Annotated in this window: 17 protein-coding genes and 1 tRNA gene; 10 read left to right on the forward strand and 8 right to left on the reverse strand. The window is 70.2% G+C overall.

Features of this window, described 5'->3' with window-relative positions; translation table 11 throughout:
* Positions 1-2: 2 nt before the first annotated feature.
* Both AB0C84_RS05150 and AB0C84_RS05155 read right to left on the reverse strand, forming a co-directional pair.
* Positions 3-1,079 (reverse strand): ferredoxin reductase, encoded by a 1,077-nt coding sequence (locus AB0C84_RS05150; RefSeq protein WP_361061273.1) that lies wholly within the window; start codon positions 1,077-1,079, stop codon positions 3-5.
* A 234-nt stretch (positions 1,080-1,313) separates the two neighbouring features.
* On the reverse strand, positions 1,314-2,048 hold the full coding sequence (locus tag AB0C84_RS05155; protein WP_361061275.1) for a DUF427 domain-containing protein: 735 nt from the start codon (positions 2,046-2,048) through the stop codon (positions 1,314-1,316).
* Positions 2,049-2,141: 93 nt separating this feature from the next.
* Between AB0C84_RS05155 and AB0C84_RS05160 the strand changes: the two genes are divergently transcribed.
* The 5 genes from AB0C84_RS05160 to AB0C84_RS05180 all read left to right on the forward strand — a co-directional run bounded on the left by AB0C84_RS05160 (position 2,142) and on the right by AB0C84_RS05180 (position 6,769).
* A complete protein-coding gene (locus AB0C84_RS05160; RefSeq protein WP_361061277.1) occupies positions 2,142-3,269 on the forward strand; it encodes an HlyD family efflux transporter periplasmic adaptor subunit in 1,128 nt (375 codons plus the stop codon).
* Positions 3,266-3,985: an ABC transporter ATP-binding protein gene (locus tag AB0C84_RS05165; RefSeq protein WP_361061279.1), complete on the forward strand. Its 720-nt coding sequence runs from the start codon at positions 3,266-3,268 to the stop codon at positions 3,983-3,985. The genes AB0C84_RS05160 and AB0C84_RS05165 overlap by 4 nt, the downstream gene beginning before the upstream one ends.
* Before the next feature lie 43 nt (positions 3,986-4,028).
* Positions 4,029-5,282 (forward strand): ABC transporter permease, encoded by a 1,254-nt coding sequence (locus AB0C84_RS05170; protein ID WP_361061281.1) that lies wholly within the window; start codon positions 4,029-4,031, stop codon positions 5,280-5,282.
* Between the two features lie 583 nt (positions 5,283-5,865).
* Positions 5,866-6,000, forward strand: a complete 135-nt coding sequence (locus AB0C84_RS05175; RefSeq protein WP_361061283.1) for a hypothetical protein — start codon at positions 5,866-5,868, stop codon at positions 5,998-6,000.
* A 559-nt stretch (positions 6,001-6,559) separates the two neighbouring features.
* A complete protein-coding gene (locus AB0C84_RS05180; RefSeq protein WP_179845726.1) occupies positions 6,560-6,769 on the forward strand; it encodes a hypothetical protein in 210 nt (69 codons plus the stop codon).
* Between the two features lie 860 nt (positions 6,770-7,629).
* Here the strand turns inward: AB0C84_RS05180 and AB0C84_RS05185 are convergent.
* Positions 7,630-9,117: an MDR family MFS transporter gene (locus tag AB0C84_RS05185; protein ID WP_361061286.1), complete on the reverse strand. Its 1,488-nt coding sequence runs from the start codon at positions 9,115-9,117 to the stop codon at positions 7,630-7,632.
* 102 nt (positions 9,118-9,219) lie between these two features.
* Here AB0C84_RS05185 and AB0C84_RS05190 point away from each other — a divergent pair, with 102 nt between their 5' ends.
* From AB0C84_RS05190 to AB0C84_RS05200, 3 genes are all read left to right on the forward strand, one after another.
* Complete coding sequence (locus AB0C84_RS05190) at positions 9,220-9,912, forward strand: TetR/AcrR family transcriptional regulator (RefSeq protein WP_361061288.1); 693 nt, start codon at positions 9,220-9,222, stop codon at positions 9,910-9,912.
* A 92-nt stretch (positions 9,913-10,004) separates the two neighbouring features.
* Complete coding sequence (locus AB0C84_RS05195) at positions 10,005-11,486, forward strand: alpha/beta hydrolase (protein ID WP_361061290.1); 1,482 nt, start codon at positions 10,005-10,007, stop codon at positions 11,484-11,486.
* A 65-nt stretch (positions 11,487-11,551) separates the two neighbouring features.
* Positions 11,552-11,627, forward strand: a tRNA-Thr gene (locus tag AB0C84_RS05200).
* Between the two features lie 310 nt (positions 11,628-11,937).
* Here the strand turns inward: AB0C84_RS05200 and AB0C84_RS05205 are convergent.
* Positions 11,938-12,117, reverse strand: a complete 180-nt coding sequence (locus tag AB0C84_RS05205; protein ID WP_361061292.1) for a hypothetical protein — start codon at positions 12,115-12,117, stop codon at positions 11,938-11,940.
* Between the two features lie 230 nt (positions 12,118-12,347).
* Positions 12,348-12,752: a hypothetical protein gene (locus AB0C84_RS05210; protein WP_361061294.1), complete on the reverse strand. Its 405-nt coding sequence runs from the start codon at positions 12,750-12,752 to the stop codon at positions 12,348-12,350.
* A 158-nt stretch (positions 12,753-12,910) separates the two neighbouring features.
* Here AB0C84_RS05210 and AB0C84_RS05215 point away from each other — a divergent pair, with 158 nt between their 5' ends.
* Entirely contained in the window at positions 12,911-13,822 is a 912-nt protein-coding gene (locus tag AB0C84_RS05215; RefSeq protein WP_361061296.1) for a DinB family protein, read from the forward strand.
* 151 nt (positions 13,823-13,973) lie between these two features.
* Here AB0C84_RS05215 and AB0C84_RS05220 read toward each other — a convergent pair whose 3' ends face one another.
* Positions 13,974-14,348 (reverse strand): MarR family transcriptional regulator, encoded by a 375-nt coding sequence (locus tag AB0C84_RS05220; protein ID WP_179845732.1) that lies wholly within the window; start codon positions 14,346-14,348, stop codon positions 13,974-13,976.
* A 102-nt stretch (positions 14,349-14,450) separates the two neighbouring features.
* Here AB0C84_RS05220 and AB0C84_RS05225 point away from each other — a divergent pair, with 102 nt between their 5' ends.
* Entirely contained in the window at positions 14,451-15,902 is a 1,452-nt protein-coding gene (locus AB0C84_RS05225) for an MFS transporter (protein ID WP_258945082.1), read from the forward strand.
* 955 nt (positions 15,903-16,857) lie between these two features.
* On the opposite strand, the gene AB0C84_RS05230 is transcribed toward AB0C84_RS05225, so the two are convergent.
* Both AB0C84_RS05230 and AB0C84_RS05235 read right to left on the reverse strand, forming a co-directional pair.
* Positions 16,858-19,323: a VIT domain-containing protein gene (locus AB0C84_RS05230; RefSeq protein WP_361061299.1), complete on the reverse strand. Its 2,466-nt coding sequence runs from the start codon at positions 19,321-19,323 to the stop codon at positions 16,858-16,860.
* The gene (locus AB0C84_RS05235) at positions 19,320-20,111 is read right to left on the reverse strand and encodes a MerR family transcriptional regulator (protein WP_361061301.1); all 792 of its coding nucleotides are present in this window, start codon (positions 20,109-20,111) and stop codon (positions 19,320-19,322) included. Before AB0C84_RS05235 ends, AB0C84_RS05230 begins: the two co-directional genes overlap by 4 nt.
* Positions 20,112-20,387: the final 276 nt, after the last annotated feature.

Genomic DNA, 20,387 nt, shown 5'->3' on the forward strand with positions numbered 1-20,387 from the left:
CCTCACAGTTCGATCTCCACGGGCCCGGCGGCCGCCGAGACGCAGGTCTGGACGATCTCGCCCTCGTCCCCGTGCACCTCGCCGGTGCGCAGGTCGCGGACCCTGCCGGACGCCAGCCGCCCGACGCAGCCGCGGCAGATGCCCATCCGGCACCCGCTCGGCAGCAGCGCGCCGGCGTCCTCGCCCGCCACCAGGAGGGGCGTACCCCCGTCCGCGTCGGCCGTGACGCCGCTCCTGGTGAACGTGACGCGCCCGCCCTCGCCTCCGCCGCCGGCAAGGGCGGTGCGGAAGCGCTCGACGCGCAGCCTCTCCCCGACGCCGGCGGCCCGCCAGTGCGCGGCGAGGTCGTCGAGCAGGCCGCCCGGCCCGCACGCCCACGCCTCGCGCTCCGCCCAGTCGGGGCAGATATCGGCTATGTCGGACGGCTTCAGGCGGCCGTCGGGGGTCGTGTGCCGTTCGTGCAGCCGTACCCCCGGCATCCGGCGGAGTTCCTCGCCGAAGATGACGTCCCCGGCCGTCCGGTCCGAGTGGACGAGCACGGCGTCGGACGCTCCGTCGAGATGCCGCAGCATCGCCATGACCGGCGTGATCCCGCTCCCGGCCGTCACGAACAGCAGCTTGCGGGGGACGGGCGAGGGCAGCGTGAACCCGCCCTCGGGCGGCGACAGGCGGACGACCGTTCCGGGACGGATCTCGTTGACCAGGTGCGCCGAGACGAACCCGTCGCGCGCCGCCTTCACGGTGATCGTGATGCGGCCGTCCCGGCGCGGCGGCGACGACAGCGAGAACGTCCGCCAGTGCAGGACGCCGCCGACATCCACCCCGACCCTGACCCACTGGCCCGGACGGTGGCCGTTCCACGCCTGCCCCGGCCTGATCACCAGGGTCGCGGCGGACGGGGCCTCGTGCCGGACGGCCTCGACCCGTCCGCGCGGCTCGGCCGTGGACCACAGCGGGTTGACCAGGCCGAGGTAGTCCTCCGGCAGGAGCGGCGTCGTGAGGAGCCGGGCTGCCGCCGCGATCCGCCGTCCCGCGGCGGAGCGGCCTGAGCGGCCTGAGCGGCTCGGTGCGATGGTCAAGGTTTCCTCCCCGAGGGCGCGCTAACTTACGCTCGCGTAACCTACGGTCGCGTAGGAATCGCGGAGGATTCAAGGCCTCGGACGCCAAAGCGATAGGCATCACACCATTACAGGATGTTCCATTGGTTGATGTGATGCTCGCTGATAAAAGAAGGTGGGAAAACTATCGGCCGGGCACGAGTGTTTCGCGCCCGGCCGATGAGGAGCCGTCCCGGTCGAACGAGCGGCCCGTCCTCAGAACTTGGTCTTCGGCCGCTCCTGCAGAACCCCGTCGACGAAGATGTCGACCTTCTCGTTGTAGAAGCAGACCAGTCCGGCGACCTTGCGGCTCTCTTCCAGCGGCGTCCGGTACGACCAGGCCAGATCCTGGTGCGAAACGCCGTTCGCCCGCACCGACCAGTACTCCGCGGTGCCCTTGTACGGGCAGTGCGAGACGGTGTCGGTGGGTTCGAGCAGGTCCATGCGGACATGCGGCTTCGGCAGGTAGTACCGCACCGGCAGGCCCGTCTCGAACAGCAGCCGCGGGCTGGACGACTCCGCGACCGTGACCCCGTCCACCTCGACCCGGACGTGCCGCGACGACGCCAGAACGTCCACGCGCGTGTACGGGTCGCGGGGGTGGACGAAGACCTCCTCGTCCTCCTCGAACCAGGCGTCCATCGCACCCCAGTCGAGCCGGACGAAGCCGGGCAGTTCGCTGTAGCGGAGCGCGGCGCCCGGAGCCTGCGCGCCGTCGACCTTCACCGTGTAGGCGGTCGCTTCGCCCCTGCTCGGCGAACGCGTGCCCGGACCGTCCTCGACGAGTTCGGCCCGCACGTCCCCCTCGGGGAAGTAGTAGGTCGGGTAGTAGGGGATCTCCCAGACCAGGGACGGTCGTGTCGAGTCGGCCACCAGATGGCCGCCGAGGTATGCCCTGACGCGCTTGCCGCTCTCCTCGATCCGGAGGCCGGTCTTCCGCGATGTGCCCATGTCCTGGGCAACCCGACCGGATCGGGACCTATTTCATCTAATTCTCACCCTTGCCTCACGAACGCCACATGAGCCCTCACGAGCCTCATCCGCATGAATCGGACACTCCTGGTCAACGGCGCGCTGGGCGTGCTGCTCGTCGCCGGGGCCGGAACCGCCTACCTCGCCCTCGTCGACGGAGACGGCGGCGCCGCCGCGTCCACCCGCCTCTCCCGCGTCGCGCGCGGGACGGTCGTCTCGTCGGTGTCGGCGTCCGGCTCGGTGGAGAGCGCCCGCAGCCGCTCGCTGTCCTTCGGCGCCTCGGGGACGGTCGCCAAGATCTACGTCAGGGCGGGACGGAAGGTGAAGGCGGGCGACGTCCTGGCCCGCCTCGACCAGACCGAGGCGATCGAGAACGTCGACGCGGCCAAGGCGAACCTGGCCGTCTCCGCCGGCGGGGACACTTCGTCCGAGAAGGGGTACGCCGGCTACGTCCAGGCGAAGAACTCCTACAACTCCGCTCTGCGCGCGTACCAGGGGACCGTCCTCAAGGCCCCGTTCGCCGGGACGGTGACCGCTGTCAACGGGACGGTAGGCGGTAGTTCGAGCGGTTCGTCCTCATCCTCTTCGGGTGCGGGCTCCGGCGCCGGGTCGTCCTCGTCCTCCACCACCCCCACCTCTTCGTCGTCGTCGGGCTCGGGCTTCATCGAGCTCGCCGACACCGCGCACCTCCAGGTCGAGGGCGAGTTCACCGAGGCCGACACCACCAAGCTGAAGGCGGGCCAGGCCGCCACGGTCACGTTCGACGCGCTCACCGGCACGACCGCCACCGGCAAGATCACCACCATCGGCGCGGCGCCGACGACCACCGACAACGTCGTGAAGTTCCCGGCCGTGATCGCGCTGGAGGACGTCCCGTCCGGGGTCCGGCTCGGCCAGACCGCCACGGTGGAGATCACCGTGGCGCGGGCGGAGAACGTCCTGTACGTGCCGAGCGCGGCGGTCAGGACGGCCGGCGGGCAGAGCACGGTCACGGTCGTCCGCGACGGCAGGCAGGTCCCCACCACGGTCGAGACCGGCGTCAAGGGCGACCAGGGCACCGAGATCAGCTCGGGTCTGAAGGAGGGCGACGAGGTCGCCGTGACCTCCACGTCCACCAGCGGCAACACCGGCCAGCACGGCTTCCCGGGCGGCGGCGGACCCGGGCTCGGCGGCGCCCCGGGCGGCGGTGGTCGCCGATGACCGCGCCGGTGCCCGCCCGCGTCCCGCCCGTCCTCGACATCCGGGACGTGACCAAGGTGTACGGGACGGGCGACACGGCCGTCCACGCCCTGCGGGGCGTCTCGCTGACCGTGGAACGCGGCGACTACGTGGCGATCATGGGCGCGTCGGGCTCGGGCAAGTCGACGCTGATGAACATCATCGGCTGCCTGGACGTGCCGAGCGCCGGCCGCTGCCTCCTCGACGGCATCGACGTCGTCGGCCTCGGCGAGCGCGGCCTCGCGACCCTGCGCAACCGCCGCATCGGGTTCGTCTTCCAGTCGTTCAACCTGATCCCGCGGATGACCGCGCAGGCCAACGTCGAACTGCCCCTCGCCTACGGCGGGCTCAAGGGCGCCGACCGGCGGCGCCGCGCCCTCGCCGCCCTCCGCGAGGTGGGCCTCGCCGACCGCACCCGGCACGAGCCGAACGAGCTGTCGGGCGGCCAGCAGCAGCGCGTCGCCGTCGCCCGCGCCCTGGTCACCGCGCCGACGCTGCTCCTCGCGGACGAGCCGACCGGCGCGCTCGACAGCGCCTCCACCGCCGACATCCTCGGCGTCTTCGACCGGCTCAGCGGCACCGGCCGCACCATCGTCGTGATCACCCACGAGGACGACGTCGCCGCGCACGCCAAGCGGATCGTCCGCCTCGTCGACGGCCGCGTCGTCGAGGACGTCCGCCGGGAGGTGGTCAGGTGAACCTCACCGGCCTTCGAATCGCCCCGTCCCCGAGGGAGGCCGGGTGAGCGCCCTGGAGATCCTGCGCTTCGCCGTCCGTGGCCTGTCGGCCAACAAGCTGCGCAGCTCCCTCACCACGCTGGGCATCCTGATCGGCGTCGGCGCCGTCATCCTGCTCGTCGCGGTCGGCAACGGCTCGTCCGAGCAGATCAAGAAGAGCATCCAGCGGCTCGGCGCCGACTCCCTCACCGTCACGCCGTCCACCACGGGCCGCGGCGGCCCGGGCGGCTTCGGGACGGCGGACCAGACCTCGGGCCCCCGCACCCAGGCCCGCAACCTCACCTCGGAAGACGCCGAGGCCCTCACCGCCACCGGCCAGGCCCCGTCGGTCAGGAGCGCCTCACCCGTCGTGACCAGCCAGTCCGTCACCGCGGGGTACGCCGGCACGAGCGCGACCATCGGCCAGTTCGTCGGGACGAGCCCGTCCTACTTCGCGGCGGCGAACAAGACCCTTGCGTCCGGCACGGCGTTCACCGCCGACGACGTCGCCGCCGCACGCAAGACGGTCGTGCTCGGCAGCACGGTGGCGTCCGACCTGTTCGGACGGGTGAACCCGATCGGCAAGAAGATCGACGTGGGCGGGATCCGCTTCACCGTCACGGGCGTCCTCAGGGCGACGGGCTCCTCCTCGTCCACCTTCTCCGACCCGGACAGCATCGCCGTCGCGCCGCTCCCGGCCGTCCAGGAGACCCTCACCGGTTACGGCGCGCTCGACCAGATCATCGTCCAGGCCACCGGCAGCGACACGGTCGGCACCGCCGAGGCCGAGGTCACCCAGATCCTCGGCCAGCGCCACGACACGGCCTCGTCGGGTACCGCCGACTTCACGGTCTCCAGCCAGGCGAGCGTCCAGTCGGCCGTCAGCGAGTCGAGCCGGACCTTCACCGTCCTCCTCGGCGCCGTCGCGGCGATCAGCCTCCTGGTCGGCGGCATCGGCATCACCAACATCATGCTGGTCACCGTCACCGAACGGACCCGCGAGATCGGCATCCGCAAGGCCATCGGCGCCCCGCGCGGCGCGATCCTCGGCCAGTTCATCGCGGAGGCCACCGTCCTCAGCCTCACCGGCGGCCTCCTCGGCGTCCTCGCCGGCGTCATCGGCAGCCTCTTCACCATCGCCGGCGTCAAACCCGTCCTGGTGCCCTCATCGATCGTCCTGGCCCTGGCCGTCTCCGTGGCGATCGGCCTGTTCTTCGGCAGCTACCCCGCCAACCGCGCCGCCAAGCTCCGCCCCATAGACGCCCTACGCCACAACTGACCAAGGACCCCCCATTGGACCCCGTGCAACACCCGAACACCAAAAGCCCCGCACTCCCCCAAGAGAGAAACCGCCCCCCGCACCCACCCCAATCCACCAGCAAGGCGCCCCGCCCTCCCCTGGCCAACCCCCGAGTACGCCGCCGTCCACCCGTCTCGCCCACCCCACCCTCACGAACGCCCCAAACAAAACAGCCACCAGCACCACAAGCAGAACACACAGCACAGGCCAGGCGTACGGACCAGGCAAGACAGGCAGGACCGCCAGCGCGGAACGGCGGCACCGGCAGGACTGGCAGTGCGGGCGGCGCGGCACGGGCGGCGCAGGCCAGACGGGCAGGCCAGGCGTACGGACGAGGCAAGACAAGCAGGACCGCCAGCGCGGGACGGCGGGCCCGGCGGGACCGGCAGTGCGGGCGGTGCGGGAAGAGGGGCGCAGGCCAGGCGGGCAGGCCAGGCGGGCAGAGCAGGACAGATAAAGCGGGATGGACAGGAGAGACGGGACCGGCAGGACGGGACCGGGAGGACGGGCAGTGGAGACGGGCAGGGGCAGTGCGGGCCAGGCAGGCAGGACAGGACAGGCAATGCGGGATGGACAGGACAGGGAGGCGAGACCGGCGGGGGACCGGCAGGCCGGGCAGACCGAACGGGTCGGGCGGGCCGAGCGGGCCGAGCGGGCCGAGCGGGCCGGGCGGGCCGAGCGGGCCGGGCTGAGCTAACCGGGCGGGCCAGGCGGACCGAAAGGCCAAGGCAGACCGAAAGGCCAAGGCAGACCGGAAGGGCAAGGCAGACCGAACAAGACAGGCAGACCAAAAGGGAATGCGGTGTGCGGCGTGAAGGTGTGTTGTGAGTCGGAGGCGGGATATGCCTGAGAATCCGAGGGGGGACGCGGAGCTGCTGGCGAGCTCGCCCTTCGATGATGATCTAGACGCCGAGCTGGCGGCGCGTCCGTCACAGAGGTCTCGACCAGGGCCGACGCTCTACCTCGCGGCCGGGGTCATCCTGGTCGCCGGTTTCCTTGGCGGCGTCCAGGCACACAAGTGGTCCTCGGACGGGTCCTCCGGCCCGTCCGCTGGCGGCCTTGCCGGAGGACAGGAGCGAGGACGCACCCGGACCAACGGTTACGGCGGTCCATCCGGTGCCTCGGCGCCCCAAGGAGGTTACGGCGCGAACGGCGAACCTGGCGGGGCGCCGGGCGGCGGATCGGGCGGGGCGGCCAACGGCCCGGGGAACGGCCCGGGGAACGGCCCGGGCAGCGGTGCGAGAACCGCTGGGACGGTGACCAAGGTCGTCGGCAGCACCCTGTACCTGCGCACCGCCTCCGGCGAGACCGTGAAGGTCAAGACCACCGGCACGACCAAGATCCGCATTGTCGAGGACGGCAAGCTGCGCGACCTCGGGGCCGGCGCGACCGTCGTGGTCCAAGGCTCCACGGGCCAGGACGGCGCCCTGACCGCGACCAGCGTGAACGAAGGCTCCGGCCGCTGATCGTTCACCCCCGCGCCGTCGACAGATCGAAGAAGGAGAAACACCTCAATGGGCAACACACGCGCGTTCCGGATGCTCGGCCTCCTGACCATCGGAGGGGTGGTCCTCCTGAGCACGGCCTGCGGAAACGGTGACAGCGCCGCCGCAGGCCCGGACAAGACCGCCAGGGCCGACCCCATGGCCTCGTTCCGCGCCTGCCTCAAGAAGCAGGGCGTCGATCTCCCGCAGGGCAACGCCCCGGGCGGCGCACCACCATCTGGCCGCCCGTCGAACCGCCCGACCGACGCCCCGACAACCCGTCCAAGCGGCGGCCCAGGAGCCGGACGCCCCACTGGCCGACCAAGCGGCCCTCCGACCGGCAGCCGCCCCTCCGGCGCCCCCAGCAATCGCCCCACAAGGTCCGCAGCAGAGCAGAAAGCCATGCAGACTTGTGCCTCCCTAGCCCCCCAGCGCGCCCCCGGCCAGGCCCGAACCACACCCCCACACGAGCCCAGCAGCAACTGACAGAGGTGATGCAGGCGAGCACCTCCCGCTAAGGCCCGAACCACACCCCACGCGAGCCGAGCAGGCGAGCACCTCCCGCCAAGGTCTGATTCGGCGCCCTGGCTGACCCCACATCCCCCAAGAGCCAACGAAGCCCCTGACCGCCTGCCGCCTCCGGCGCCTCGACCAACGACCCCACGAGAGCCACGGCAGAGCTCAAGACCATATAGGCCTGCGCCTCCCCGGCCCCAAAGGGCCCGATCACCTCCAGCTGGGCGGCCGAAGAATTGATCTTCACATCCTGTTTCTGCAGGGCGACGAGTTCTAGCTGGTCGACCTCAAGGCGGTGTGTTGCGCTCGCTCAATCGAAGGCAGGCTCAGGCTGGGGTGGGTGGGGCTTGTTTGGGTTTGCGTGGGACGGCGAAGACGGGAACCAGGGCGACCCCCAGGAGCACGGCCGTCCACCAGAAGGTGTTGGTGAAGGCGTTCGCCAGGAGGGACGGTGTTTCCGCCGTGCGGTGTGCAGCCGCCTCGTCCAGGCTGCCGGATGCGCCGGGGATCTCGTTGCGGATCCCGATCTGCAGGATGACCGCCGTCACCGCCGTGCCGAACGAACTGCCGATGCGGACCAGGATGTTCGCGCCGGTGGTCGCGGCCGGCACCGCTTCGCGGGGCAGGCCCTGGTAGGCCATCGCCATCAGGGGCGGTGCGATCATGCCGTGGCCGAGCCCGACGACGAGCATCGCGCCCATGATCGTGGTGCGGCCCGTGTCTGGGGAGAGGCTGGTGAGGGCTACGGTCCCGGCGAGGACGCAGAGGATGCCGCCTATCACGAGCCACCGTCCGCCGAAGCGGTCGCCGAGCCGTCCCGATACCGTCATGGTGGCCATCGCGCCGAGCCCCATCGGGGCCAGCAGCCAGCCCGCGTCCAGGGCGGACTCCCCGCGGACGATCCCCGCGAACAGCGGAACGAGGATCATCAGGCCGAACATCGCGGCGCTGTAGAGGAAGAACCCGCCGGTCGCGGCGGTGAAGGCCCGGGTGCTGAGGCGGCGGAGGTCGACGAGGGCGCCGTCGCCCTTGCGGAACGCGTGCGCCGCGAAGGCCGCGACGAGGACGCCGCCGGCGATCACGGTGATGAGGAAGCGTCCGCTGGTCAGCTGCCTCCCGTTGCCGGCCTCCGACAGCGCGTACACCAGAGCCGCCAGGCCCGGGGACAAGAGCAGCATGCCGATGACGTCCAGCCGGGCGTCAGTACTGCGCTCGTCGTCGCGCGGCAGCATTCGCAGGGCGGCGAGCAGCGCGAGCGCGCAGAACGGGACGTTCACGAAGAACATCCACCGCCAGCTCAGGTTGTCGACGATCACGCCGCCGAGCAGCGGGCCCAGGACTGGCGCCAGCATCGCGGGCACCGAGACGATGCTCATCACGCGCCCCATCCGCTCGGGGCCGGCCTCCCGGACGAGCATCGTCTGCCCGACGGGCATCAGCATGCCGCCGCCGAACCCCTGCAGGACGCGGAACGCGATCAGTGAGGGCACCGACCAGGCGAGCCCGCACAGCAGTGACCCGCCGATGAACAGCCCGAGCGAGACGAGCCACATCGTCCGGGCCCCGAACCGCCGCACCGACCACGCGGTCAGCGGGATCGCCATCGAGAGGGCGAGGGTGTAGCCGGTCACGACCCACTGGATGGTCGAGAGCGAGGTGCCGAAGTCCCGGCCGAGGGCGGTGATCGCGACGTTGACGATCGTGCTGTCGAGGACCGTCATGATCGCGCCGAGTACCACGACGACCGCGAGATTGCGCAGGTGCGGATCGATGGGCGCCTTCTGGACGGGCGGTGCGGTGCCTGCCGTGGTCATCCCGTCTCCTTCGGTTTCCGTACGCCGTATCGGCAACACCATACAGCGTAGCGCCCCATCCGTACACCGTATCGATACGGCGTCTCGCGTACGATCTCTGATGTGGCGGCAACACCGAGGTCAGGCGATGTTTGGACGCGTCAGCGCGGCGGACGCCGGCCGAAGCTGACACGCGAGGCGATCGTGGAAGCGGCGATCAAGCTGGCGGACGCGGAGGGCCTGGACGCGGTGTCCATCCGCCGCATCGCGAGCGAACTGGGCGTCCGGGCGATGAGCCTCTACACCCATATCGACGCGAAGGAAGACCTCCTCGACCTCATGTACGACGAGGTCGCCGCAGAGGTGCTGGTCCAGGGAACGCTGCCGGACGACTGGCGCGAGGCGATGATGGAGATCGCCCGAAAGGAGCGCGAGGCAGGGCTCAGGCACCCGTGGATGCTGCAAGTCGCAGGGCGTTCCATGCGCATCGGGCCCAACGGCCTGCGCCACATAGAGCAGTCCATGGCCGCCGCCGCCCGGCTCACCGACGACCCGGAAGGCATGCTGGCCATCGTCAAGACGGTCGATCACTACATGCTGGGCTTCATCACGATGGAGCGGCAGGCTGCCGACGCCGGCCCGCAGCGCGTACAGACGACCCCCTTGGAACAGTCGTACGTACAGCTACTGGTGGAACGAGGCGAGCTTCCCCACCTCAAGCCCTTCTTGGAGACGAGCTTCTACCGCAACGACAGCTTCGACCTCGGGCTCAAGTGGCTGCTGGACGGCATCGAACACGAATACCGAGGGAAGTAGCCCTCGACCATCATGTCGACGTAGCGTAGGCGGCGGCGTACGTGCCGCTACGACGAGACGGGGACCGGGTGCGGGCAGCGAGACTCATCAGCGTGGCTACTGTGCTGGTCCTGGCGACGGCCACCGGCTGCGACAGCGGTGAAAAGGGCACGAGCCAGGCCGCGAGCGTCCCCACGGGCCTCGGGCAGTTCTACGGTCAGAAACCGTCCTGGAAGGGCTGTCGCAGCGGGTTCGAGTGCGCGACCGTACAGGTCCCCTTGGACTACACCAAGCCGTCCGGCGAGAAGGTCGGCATCTCGCTCATCCGGCTCCCGGCCGAAGACAAGTCCGAACGGATCGGCTCCCTGCTCACCAACCCTGGGGGGCCCGGCGGTTCCGGAGTCGACTTCGTCCGCCAGGCGGCCCGCACCTTCGGGAACGACCTGCGCCGCCGCTTCGACATCGTCGGCTTCGACCCGCGCGGGGTGGCGTCCAGCGCCCCCGTCACCTGCAACACCGGACCCCAACTGGACGAGTTCTTCGCCACCGACGCCTCCCCAGACGACCCGAACGAGACCAACAAGCTGGGCAGCGAAAGCAAGGCCTTCGCACAACGTTGCAAGGCCAAGGCCGACGCGGAGCTGCTCTACGTGGGCACGGTCAACGCCGCCCGCGACATGGACGTCCTACGCGCTGCCTTGGGCGACCAGAAGCTCACCTACTACGGCGCCTCCTACGGCACGTACCTTGGCGCCTTTTACGCCGAGCAGTTCCCCAAAAACGTCCGAGCCCTCGTCCTGGACGGCGCCGTCGACCCGAAGCTGTCGTCCACCGACCTCCTGATCGAGCAGGCGAAGGGCTTCGAGACCGCCCTGCGCGCCTTCGCCGACGACTGCGTGAAGTCGGGTGGCTGCCCCTTCGGCAGCACCTCGGACGCGGTCGTCGACAGGGTCTCCGCCTTCCTCACGTCCACGGACAAGAAGCCTCTCACCAACACGCGCGACTCCCGCAAGGTCACGGAATCCCTAGCCGTCATGGGCATCGCCCGGGCCCTCTACGTCAAGGAGTACTGGCCCGTCCTGCGCCAGGCCCTCACCCAGGCGATGCAGAAGGGCGACGGCACCCTCCTCATAGCTCTCGCGGACGAGATGGTCGAACGCAAGGCCAACGGCACCTACAGCAACCAGACCGACGCCAACATGGCCGTCAACTGCGTCGACAAGCCCAACCCGCCGAACCTCGCCGCCTACGGCAAGGCCGCCGAGCAGGCCAAGAAGGTCGCCCCCCGCTTCGGACCGTTCGTCGTCTGGGGCGGCCTCCCGTGCGTCTACTGGCCCGCCCAGACCGAACAGGCACCCAAGCCCATCACCGCCAAGGGCGCCGCCCCCATCGTCGTCATCGGAACCATCCGCGACCCCGCCACTCCCTACAAGTGGGCCCAGAGCCTGGCCGGCCAGCTCTCCAGCGGCGTCCTCCTCACCTTCGACGGCGACGGCCACACGGCCTACCTCCAGGGGAACACCTGCATCACCAAGGCCACCGACGACTACCTGATCAACGCCGACCCGCCCAAGAACGGGACCACCTGCCGCTGAATAACCAGTGCACACCCACCCCCCGACACCCGGTAGACTTCATCCCGCCGTGCCCCGCATGGCGCGCCGCCTTAGCTCAGTCGGCAGAGCGATTCACTCGTAATGAATAGGTCATCGGTTCGATTCCGATAGGCGGCTCCACCTCAGAGGCCCCTTCCGATCCTGGAAGGGGCCTCTGCGCTGACAGCGGTGTCTAGGCCGCTCCGTTCATGACCCGCGCGAACACATCCGCCGCAGCCACCTCGGCCGACCGAACCACGTGCGCGTAGACCCGAAGCGTGATGGCCGGGTCAGCGTGCCCGAGCCGAGCGGCGACGATGCGGACGGGGACCCCGCCAGGAGAAGAGGCGTCGCGTGGATGCGGCGCAAGTCGTGAACCCAAGCATGGAGGAGCGGCTCTGCAGGACGCCGCCCCCCTTGTGTCTGTTGTACGTCCGGATGCTCTTGCTCATCAGCGCGCCGACCGAGTGCGGATGGATTGGGTCGCCCGATGGATCGGGTCACCCCACCCAGTAGCGAACACGTAGCCGTCTTCCGCGCCCCACCACTTCTCGACGACGAGGAGCTTGCCGGCCGCCTGGGCCTTCTTGTGCTCCCGTAGGACCGTCACGGTCTCGTCATCGATGCTCACCACCCGAGACCGGCCGCCCTTGGTCGCCTCCTCGATCCGCTCGCCGGTGACGACACCCGCGTTGACCCACTGATAGTGATCTACTTCGCGTCCAGGGCAAGGGCGCCCGCTCCGGCGCGGTGGGCATGCGGCCTGTCCCGTCCCGTCCCGCTGCGCCACGTCGCTCGACCGCCAGCCACGCTCAGCGGCAGACCATAAGGCCTGAGAACTCAATAGCAGTCGCCCGCGATCTAGGCGGCCGGCGGGAGAAGGTCATCGTTCTTCGGCCGATTGCGGTACATGCTCCACAGAGTGATCGCACCACCACCGAAGCCGATCAGTAGGGCAAGACCCGCGAGCCAGGAGCCAGGGCCACCGAGGCTCACTCCCGAGTCGGTGACTGAAGCGACGCCGACTGACAGGGCCCACACCGCGAAAGCTGCCAAGACCAATGCCCGTGCACGCGTGTCACTGTGCCGCCGCCACCGGTGGAACATCAGCATCATCCCACCAGCGCTGAGGAAGAATGCGGCAAGTTGAAGGGCAAAGGACATGGTTCCGGCATCGATTGCCATCTTGGTGATCAAGCCCACGGGCAGGATTGCGCCAAGCCCGATGAGGGCAAGATTCTGCGCACTTGGCCGCTCAGCCGGCATGAGCACCTCACCTTGTTGCGAAAACCGATGCTATGCCAAGAGCGGTTGATAAGGCGTGCCTGGAGCGGGGCTTCGCAGCCCCAAGCTCCCGCTAGTCGGGATGCTTGTTCGCGCAGAACGGTCTGTCACACTCGTCTGGGTTCAGGTCCGTCTTCGCCGTGACCGCCCGGAAGGACTGGGGGACGTTGTTGGCGTTCCGCTCTGTGCCCACGGCCGACGCGAAGACCAGGCCGCACTCCTGCCCAGGCCGTGTCAGCCGCCTGGCCCTGCTCGGCCTGCAACTGGCGGTGAATACGCAGAGCCTCCACGCATTGCTTGGGCAGCGCCGGCTGCGTCTGGACTTCTTCGTCTTGGTCTCGCCGTCCGCGCGAACCGACGGCCACATCCCGTTTCGCATTGGGGTGCGGAGGCAGTCTGTTCGGTACGTCTACTCAGAGGGTGGGCTGGCGCTCCGGATGCCGAAGCGCACGGAGTCCGTCGGCGGCGGCGTGGCCAGGCCCGACTGTCGAGGCTGGCACCGCACTACTGTTCGGCGGATGCAGAGCTCTTCGGATCAGGTTCCCGCGCTTCTCGATGGCCCAGGCGTCGAGGTGACAGACGGTCGTGAACTTCTCCTCGGATACTTGGACTGGTATCGCGAGGCACTGATGCGCAAGCTCGCTGGGTTGTCCGACGACGAACTCCGCGAGCCGGTCGAGCCGTTGGGGTGGTCGCCACTCGGGTTGGTGCAGCACCTCGGTTGGGTCGAACGCCGCTGGATGCGCTGGGGATTCGCTGCCGAAGATGTTCTCGCCTATCCGCCCGGGGGCGATGAGTCCGAATGGACCGTCCCTGTTGACCTGTCCACTGCGCAGGTCATGGCCGCCTACCGCTCGGAGGTCGCGAGGGCGCGGGCACTGGTGGCGGACGCCTCGCTGAACGACCGGGCCCGCCTGGGCGGTCGTTTCCGGACGTCCGACCAAGCTCCCTCTCTCGGCAGGATCCTCTTCCACCTGCTCCAGGAGTACGCGCGCCACGTCGGTCACCTCGACATCGCCCGCCAACTGCTGGACGGGACGACCGGCGAGTAGCCGTCGATGGACACAGCCCGTAGAAGGTGCGCGCTCCGACTCGTCCACGATCGCAACCGGTCATCCAAAAGTACGGCCACAAGCCCTGGGGCGGCTTGTCTCCACTGGCCGGGCACGTCCCGTCGTATCGGCTGCGCCCACCGGACTCGGATCAGTCGGTCAGGTTCTCGGCGAGGATCTTCAGGTGGGTGTCGCGGGCCTCGGCGTGGCAGCGGCGGCCGGAGTCGGTGATCTCCACGAAGACGCCGCGGCGGTCGGCCTCGCAGAGCCCGCGCTGGACGTACCCGTGCTTCTCCAGGCGGGCGACCGTCCGGGACAGAGCGCTCTGGCTGAGGTACATGGCCGCGGCGATGTCCTGCATGCGACGCTTTTCACAGTCCTGATCCACGAGGCGATCGAGCGTCTCGTACTCGCTCATGCTCAGGCCGTGGACGTCCTGCAGTGCGCGGTCCAGCGCGCACGCGACCGTGTTGTAGCAGGTCGCCAGCTTGCGCCAGCGGTCGACCAGAGCAGACTCCGCCTCCATGCCGCGCATCTTACCATGCACGCACATCAGATGCACAAGCATTAAATTCTGCGGAACTTTGTGCGTGGACATTTGATGCGTGTGCATGTACTGTCCCTCGACGTGACTATCACCGAGACCTCTCTCGACTCCGCCGTCCGCGCGCCGGGTGCCGTGCGCGCGCCGGCCGAACAGACCTGGACCCCCCGGCTGTGGGGAGTCCTCGCCGTCCTGTGCGCCGTGTTGTTCCTCGACGGACTCGACGTCTCCATGGTGGGCGTCGCGCTGCCGTCGATCGGCGCTGAGCTGGGCCTTTCGACCACGTCACTGCAGTGGATCGTCAACGGCTACGTCCTCGGTTACGGCGGACTGCTGCTGCTCGGCGGTCGCACCGCGGACCTCCTCGGCCGCCGCCGCGTGTTCCTCGCCGCCCTCGCCGTGTTCGCCGTTGCGTCGCTGGTGGGCGGTCTCGTCAACGACGGCACGCTGCTGATCGCCACACGGTTCGTGAAGGGGCTGGCGGCCGCGTTCACCGCACCGACCGCGCTGTCCATCCTGACCACCACCTTCCACGAGGGGCCGGCGCGCAACCGGGCGCTGTCGGTGTTCTCCGTTTTCGGGGCCAGTGGCTACTCGTCCGGTTTGATCCTCGGCGGGCTGCTGACCAGCTTCGGGTGGCGCTGGACGTTCCTGACGCCCGTGCCGCTCGCCGTGCTCGCCCTTGTCGCCGGCATCGCGCTGATCCCGCGGGACCGGTCGGCGGCCGAGGGAGGGCACGACATCCTCGGTGCCGTGACGCTCACCGGCGGCATGCTGCTCGCCGTCTACACGGTGGTCTCGGCGCCCGAGCGCGGCTGGCTGGACCCGGTCACCCTGGGCTCCGTCGTGGTCGCGGCGGCCCTGCTGATCGCGTTCTTCGTCACCGAGAACAAGGTGCGCCACCCGCTCATCCGCCTCGGCATCCTGCGGATCGGCTCGATCGTCCGGGCCAACCTGAGCATCGTCGCGCTGTTCGGCTCCTACCTGAGCTTCCAGTTCATGATGACGCTCTACCTGCAGGACGTGCTGCGCTGGTCGCCGCTGAAGATGGCCATGGCCCTGCTGCCGGCCGGGCTTCTCGTGGCCTTCGGCTCACCGTTCGTCGGGCGCCTGATCGACCGGTACGGAACGCCTCGCCTGATCATCAGCTCGATGGCCTCCCTGAGCCTCGGCTACGCCTGGTTCCTCGCCACGGCCGGGAACGCCCCGCACTACGTGTTCACGATCCTGCCCACGATGCTGCTGCTGGGCGGCGGGTTCGCGTTCGGCTTCAGCTCGATCATGGCGCAGGCCACGGACGGGATCGACGACTCCGAGCAGGGCCTGGCCTCCGGCCTCGTCCAGACCTCCGGCCAGGTCGGCGCCGCCCTGGTCCTGGCCGTGGTCACCGCGCTGGTCGCGGGCGGGACGGCCGCCGGCGGCGACGGCTTCGCCGAGTTCCACCCCGGAGTCAACCTGGTCAGCGCCGTCGCTGTGGTCGGGCTGGCGCTGAACCTGATCCCGCTTCTCCGTCGCTACAACCCGAAGCACACCTGACCGTCCCCGCACCGCCCCCCGCCAACGTGGGCCGGCCCGCGCCTCCGCCGCGCGGCCGGCCCACGCCCGTGCCATGGGCTCTCCGCCCAGATGGCCGCTCCTCACGCCCAATCCGCACCCGAACTCCCGTCCCCCGGCGCCGTCGGCCCGCATCTTTCCCCCGCCCCGTCGGCCTGCATCTTTCTCGCGCCACCTCGGCTCGCATCTTTCTGCCGCCCCTCGGCCCGCATCCTTCTGCCGCCCCCTCGGCCTGCATCCTTGTTCCGCGCCCTCGGCCCGCAGGCGGACTCCTGTTTTCCCCCCCCGGCGCCCTACCAGCGATCGGGCCCCCACTTCCTCTCGCCTTCTCGGTCTAGGTCGTGCTCGGCGCGACATGGATCAGGGCGGGGGCCTCGCTGGTCCGGTCGAGGGCGATGCGGGTGCCGTCCTTGGAGTGCGTGGTGTCCATGAGTCCCCCGACTGCCGGGCCACGCTTCTGCCACAGGCGGCGCGGGAGGGGACCCCTCGTGCTTCGGGCCCGTCCGCCCATGCGGGGGTTCTCTGCCGTTGGTGCATGCTTTGGTGGTTGCGAGGGGCTCCTCGGTCATCGGAGGAGCTCTTGCTCGCGCCCGGTGGGCTCTGGTTTCTGGCAGGGCACGGGCGGCCATCGCCGCCTGTCGGGGCCGCCTGTGTCTGACGTTGCCGACATGGGTGGCTCCAGAACGCTTTGTTGCATGGCGCCAGAGGGAGCGCGTGGTGTGGCGGGGGCGTCCCGTATCGGGGACGCCCCCGCCTTGGGCTAGGGCCTGTCTCGAAGTGGCTCCGGTCAAGCGCGCGAACGCGTGACCTGCCCGGTGGAGCGAGGCCGGAGGCGAGCGGAGCCGGGCAGATCGCGAAGCGATGTCGCGTTCGCCCAGGCCCGGTCACGTAGCGAGCCGCCAGGCGAGCGAAGTGGGCCGGGACTTTGAAACACAGGCTAGTTGGAGCGCTTCCAGAAGGGGCGGCGGGGTGGGGCCTCGCCGGTGAAGGCGGCGAGGACCTGGAGCGCCTGGGTCCACTGGTTGCTGACGGTGGGCTGGTCGGCGGTGGGTCGGAGGCGGTGCAGGTCGTCGCGCAGGTCGGCGAGGACCTTGGTGTCCAGGGAGAGGGTCTGCATTCGCTGAACGATCGACTCCAGGATGGGGAGGAGTTCGCTCAGCAGGTGCTGGATGCGCTCTTCTCGTGTATCGGGGACCTGGCGGAGGCGACCCAGGACGTTAGCAAGTTCCTGCTGGAACCCGGCGAGGGGCGAGGGCGCGGGGCGGGACGAGGGCGCGGGGCCTGCCGGCCTGCGGGCGCGGCCCAGGGGGCGGCCTGCGGGACGGGCAGAGGCCGGAGGGGGCGCGCCGTAACCGGGAGGGGCGCCTTGCGGCATCGGGGGTGGGCCGGAGGGGGCGGCCGGCATCGGTGCAGGGGGCATGGGGGCCGCACGTGGCGGCGGGGCCGACCTCTGCAAGTCCATGTCCATATACATGTCCAAGTCCTCGTCCATGTCCATGGCGAAGGCCGCCGGAGACACCTGCGGTTCGGCCATCGGCGCGGCGCCTGCCCAGCCTCGGGGCGTCTCCACCGGCTGGACGACCTTGTGGGGCGTCCCGCCCTCGGTCGCGACCCGGCTGTCCACCGCGACGAACGCCGTGAAGCGGCACAGGACGCCGAACCGGAGGGAGGTCGAGATGATGCGCTGTTCCAGGTCGCCGGGGCCGCCGACCGTGTAGCGGTCCTCTAGGTCGCGCAGGTGCGCGCGGGCCCAGATGGATCGGGTGGCCGGGTTCTTGGTGACGATGCCGGCGGCGTGCTGCTCCCAGGCCGTGCCGTCGGATGCCGTCCCCCGGACGGTCAGGGTGCCGGACGGCGCGCCTCGGAATCGGCCCGCGATCTGGAGCGGTACACCGGGGAACAGGGCGCCCAGCCGGGTGGGCGCCACGGTGTCGGGGACGATCTCCAGCCCGTCGGCGTGCAGGTCGAGGCCGGTGGCCAGCGGGGCGGCGATCCGGTGGTGGATGTGCTCCATCGCCTCGTCGAGGCGGTCTTCGGACTCCACCAGTTCGCAACGGCCCCCGCCGATCGCGGCGAGGCGGTTCAGGAAGCCGGCGTTGACGGCCTGGTCGATGCCGACCGTGTGCACGCGGACGCCGTGCAGCCGCGGTTCGAGGTGGGCGAGGAGGTGGTCCTCGTTGCCCACCTGGCCGTCGGTGATGAGGACGAGGACCCGGTCGCGGGTGGGGTCGGTGAGCAGGCGGCAGCCCTCGTCGAGCGGGGCGAGCATCTCGGTGCCGCCCCGCGCGCCCAGTGCCGCGAGGTGCTCGACGGCGCGGAACCGGTTGCGGTCGGTGCCGTCGGCCAGTCCGGAGCCGAGGTCGCGCGGGCGCTCGATGACGTTGTCGAAGGACAGGACGGCGAACCGGTCTTCGGCGCGGAAGGTGTCGACGATGCGCGCGGCGGCGCGGCGGGCGGCGACCATCTTCCAGCCGTACATGCTGCCGGAACGGTCGAGGACGAGCACCACGTCGCGCGGGCGGGGCCTCGCTTCTCCCGACGGCAGGACGGTGAGGCTGAACGTCCCCTCCTCGCCGGACTCGTCCGGGACGAGGGCGAGGGCCGCGCTTTCGTGGGGGGCGAAGTCGAGGCGGAGGATGAAGTCGCGGTCGAGGCGCTCGCCCGGTTGCAGGCGTACGGTGGTCCGCTCGCCGTCGCCCTCCTCGGCGACCACATGCAGCGCCGACCGGATCTGGGTGAGCGGAAGCCCGGACGGATCGATGTCGACGGTGACGGCCAGCCGAACCGGGTTGGGGAAGCCGGGCAGCAGGACGGGCGGGCTGATCCGGGAAGCGTCCGGAACGGCGTTGGTGTCGTCGGCCACCCCGGAGCCTGAGCGCTCGCCGTCGAGCGGGGCGCCGGGGATGTAGCGGGGGGCGACGACGAGGGGGAAGCGGAACGTCGCGCTGGACGCCGACTCGTGCGGAAGCGGCTGGTCGAGGGAGAGCCTGATCGTGATCCGCTCGCCCGGCAGGATGTTGCCCACCCGCATGGTGAACACGTCCGGGCGGTCCTCTTCCGCGATGGCCGCGCGTTGACCCGCGGCGATGGCGGTGTCGTAGTCCTGCCGCGCCTGCCCGCGCTCTTTCAGCCTCCCTTCGATGACCCTGTCCGCGGCTTCCATGCGCAGTGCGGTGACGGCGGCGCGGTCGGGCAGGGGAAAGATGTAGGTGGCCTCCAGCGGCACGTCGAACGGGTTTCGGAAGCCCTGGACGACCTCGATGCCGGCGGCGAGGCCGGTGATGGACGCGTGCACGTCCACGGAGTCGAGCGGCAGGTTTCCCCTGTCGGTGCTGAGCGCGCCGAGCCCGTGGTCGGGTACCGGTGGCGCGGTCTCGGGTAGTGGCAGGATGCGCACGGTCACTGAATCCTCCGAGGTGGGGCGGCGGGCTGGAAGTCGGGACTTTCGGCGGGGGTGTCCACGCGGGCGAGCAGGCCGCGGCGGCGCAGTTCGTCGAGCAGTGGACGAGCGGCCGCCTCGATGGCGGCGAGGTCGTCGCCGTTCAGGTTCGGGACCTCAAGGAGCACGGTGAGGCCGGGAGCGAGCCGGACGCCCTGGACGATCGCGGGACGGTCTTCGCCATAGCCGCTGGCATCGACGTTCTGGTGGAACGACACATCGGGTCGCGTGCTCCAGAAGCTCCCTCTCTCGCTGCCCTCCGCGCCTTTGGGGGCCGTTGGAGGCACGCCTTGGCTCTCTGGGCTTGCGGGGGAGTGGCCGTGGGGAGCCTGCTCGGCGTCCCGAGTGGCCTGAGGGTTCGAGGCAGGGGCCCTGGTCGTTCGGCCGTGTGGAGCGCCAGGGTCCGGCAGGCCGGCTGAACGGGTGCCCGGCGGGCCGGGGAGGGCGGCGATGCGGGCGAGGTCCGCATCGGTCGCGGCGGCGAGCTCGACCTGTATCTCGGAGATGGAGCGGCCCGAGGCCTGGCGCCGCTTCACCGCGACGAGCTGGAGGAGATGGCGGGGCCCGTACAGCGCGGTTCGGCCGCGGCGGCCGAGGGGCGGGTCGATCAGGCCGATGGTGGTGTACCAGCGGATCAGCCGCTCGTTGGGCAGGTCGCGCACCCGGCCGCTGACCTGCGCGGACCCGTCCGCCGCGAGAGCCGCGCCGGCACGGTCCGCCAGTTCGGCGATCGTCCAGGTGTCATCGTCCATGCGGTCGATGATGACACTGTCACGATGACAGTGTCAACTTCATTCAGGTGAAGGGTGATCCCGTCAAGAGCCTCTCTGGTCACCGCGTGGGCTTTCGGTGCGCGGGCCGCAGGGGAGCGACGCCGCTGACCGGCTGATGGCGGGCGCCATGGCCGAATGCCGCCTTGGGCTATGGGGTGCCTACCTGTGAACGAAGTTCTCGTCGAATTGCCCTTTGAGGCGTCATGGTGACGGTATTCGCTGTCCGGGTGACCGTTTGGTTAGGCCTCTGTGGCC

Origin of the sequence: Actinomadura sp. NPDC048955 (assembly GCF_040649435.1) — a bacterium.
Lineage (GTDB): Bacteria > Actinomycetota > Actinomycetes > Streptosporangiales > Streptosporangiaceae > Spirillospora > Spirillospora luteofluorescens.